This is a genomic window from Allosphingosinicella sp. (genome assembly GCF_036403745.1).
Lineage (GTDB): Bacteria > Pseudomonadota > Alphaproteobacteria > Sphingomonadales > Sphingomonadaceae > Allosphingosinicella.
Genome location: NZ_DASWQI010000066.1, coordinates 1 through 2,461 on the forward strand (window position 1 = coordinate 1; position 2,461 = coordinate 2,461).

A 2,461-nucleotide genomic window follows, 5' to 3' on the forward strand; every position below is an offset into this window, starting at 1 on the left:
CTCGCGCAGGTCTACACCAAGCTTGGCATCAACTCCCGCCGCCAACTCATGACCGGCCACCACAACCCCTGAGACCTATCGAGACCGAGGCCAGGAGTCTTTTCCTAACGCCCAGGAGGCTAATTCACAAGCCTCCTAAGAGTGAGGTCGAGTAAGTCTGACAGTTCTTCGAGCGGAAGTCAGCTCACGATTTCTGCACAATCTGTGAATGGTGCGTGTCGCCCTTGAGGGGCAACAGCTCCTGCCGTTTTGTTTCGTTGCCGACCAGACAGCGAAATCAACGCGGAGGAGCCGTTGCGATATGAGGCTATGACAGGACTCAACAATGAGCAACTCACCGAATTGGTGACCCGGGTGCACGCTGTTCGCGGCGGTGGGTTCGCCTCCCGTGGCCGCCCGTATGCGCTGGGCCTGTTCGGTTCGGTGGCACTGGTGGTGTGTTTGATGCGAAAGAACATCACCCAGGCCTTCGCCGGTGCGATCTTCGGCGTCAGCCAACCCACGGTGAGCCGGCGCTGGGACCTGCTGCGCCCGCTGATCGGACAGGTCCTGGCCGAGTTCGTGCCCGATCTGGCCGAGGTGGTGGGAGCAGGAACAGTGCTGGTCGACGGCACGGTCTGCCCCACCTGGGACTGGGGGCACGTCCCCGATTTGTTCTCGGCCAAGGCCGGGTATCCGGGGATGAATATCCAGATCGCCGCCACGCTGGGCGGGCGGCTGGCGGCGGTCGGCCCGATACCGGTGCACGGGGCCCGTCATGACGCCCATGCATTCGTCGCCTCCGAGCTCAAAACCTTGCTCGTTGAGATCTCGGCCGTAGCCGATCTAGGCTATGTCGGTGTCGAGGGTATCGAGATCGTCCCGTTTAAACGGTCCCCCGGAGGCGAGCTCACCACCAACCAAGCCGAGTTCAACACCGCCTTAAGCAAAATCCGGGCGGCTGTCGAGCACGCCATCGCACACCTCAAGATATGGCGCATGCTCAGCGAGGAAGGCGGCCGATACCGAGCACCCATAGAAAAATACCAAAGCATGCTCAAAGCCATCATCGGACTCTTCTTCTTCGCGGCTTGTGAATAAGCCCCCGGGGAGGCGAGTACTCTCCGGGAGTTTAAGCGCGAGCCGGTCGGCGACATGTGATCTCTTTCGTAGGTCCCGCGACGTCGGTGTACGCGGTCTGCTCATTGTTCGCCGAACTAAGTTCCGGCGTTACAGATGTAACAATGAGCGCCACACCTGCGATAGAACGGTGCGCCAGGCTGCACGGAAACCGTTTCAAACGCATCGGTGTCGACCGATTTTCAGTCCGATAGTCGGAGGCCTCGTCGACGCGGCTCCAAGCTCGCCACGTTCTAGGCGTACCCCGCGCACGCGGAGAGTGGCTTGACGGCAGAATGGCGGACGTGTGCGCAAGATCATTTGCTGAGCATCTGTCCGGTCTGAACGAAGTGTCGTTGATCGCGTTACTGCAAGCACGACCGGACGTCCTGGTGCAGCCGGTTCCGCGTGGTTTCACTCAGCTCGCGCAGCGGCTGGGTGGTGCCGAGTCGCTCGCCGCCGCGTTGCGCACGGCGAACCGGGACATGGTGATGGTGGGGCAGGCCACCGTCGCCCTTGGCGCCTCCGCGACTGTTCCGGCTCTCGCCCGGCTGCTGAATGCCTCGGAGCAGGCAGTGCGGGCTGTCGTGGCCCAACTGTGCGGGCTAGGGCTGGCCTGGGACAGCTCCGGGATTCTGTGCTTGCCGGAGCGACTGGAGGCGCACTGGTTAGCCGAGATCGGCGGCGGCCGGCCGGTGGTGACGATCGCGGGATCAGTCCTGGTGGAGAACCTGCGCGCGGCCCTTGGCGCGTTCGGCGCGGCGACCGATGGGCTACGCAAGCCCGAGCTGACGGCGCAGCTGTCCGAGTTCATGAGGGATCCACCCTTGATCATCAAGGTGATCGCTGGACTGCCGAAACCGGCCAGGGACCGGCTCAGCGAGTTTCGGCGCGGCTGTCACGAGTACCACTCCGGATTCGGCCGTTCCCAGCCGGGTGATCCGACCAAGCTGCTCCTCGCGGCCGGCCTGCTGCTGCCGGTCAACTATGGGCTTGAACTGCCCAAGGAGGTAGCGGTCGCCGCGTGGCTAGCCGAACGCGAGCTCACCCTGACCGGACGCCCATATTTCCCCTTGGTCGGTGCCGACGATGCAGCGGTGCGCCGGGCTGCGCAGGCCGCGGCACAGGAGGCACTTCGAGGCGTGACGACCTTGCTCGACGCGGCCCGCACGGCGCCGATCGCGGCGCTGAAGAAGGGCGGGGTCGGGCCTCGGGAACGGGCGAGGCTGGCCAAGCGGCTGTCGATCCCCGAGGACGTCCTCGTGTTGTGGATCGATCTAACCTACGCGGCCGGCCTACTGGGTCGAGCGGATACCGGGTATGCACCGACGCACCTTTATGAGGGATGGCGCGCAGCGGAATC

The 2,461-nt window shown here is 64.0% G+C and carries 2 protein-coding genes; both read left to right on the top strand.

What is annotated here, in order from left to right:
- Nucleotides 1-309: 309 nt before the first annotated feature.
- A complete protein-coding gene (locus VGC56_RS12660) occupies nt 310-1,080 on the top strand; it encodes a transposase family protein (protein ID WP_464125341.1) in 771 nt (256 codons plus the stop codon).
- A gap of 314 nt (nt 1,081-1,394) precedes the next feature.
- Nucleotides 1,395-2,461: hypothetical protein (locus VGC56_RS12665; RefSeq protein WP_464125343.1), on the top strand; the 1,067-nt coding region annotated here is incomplete at its 3' end.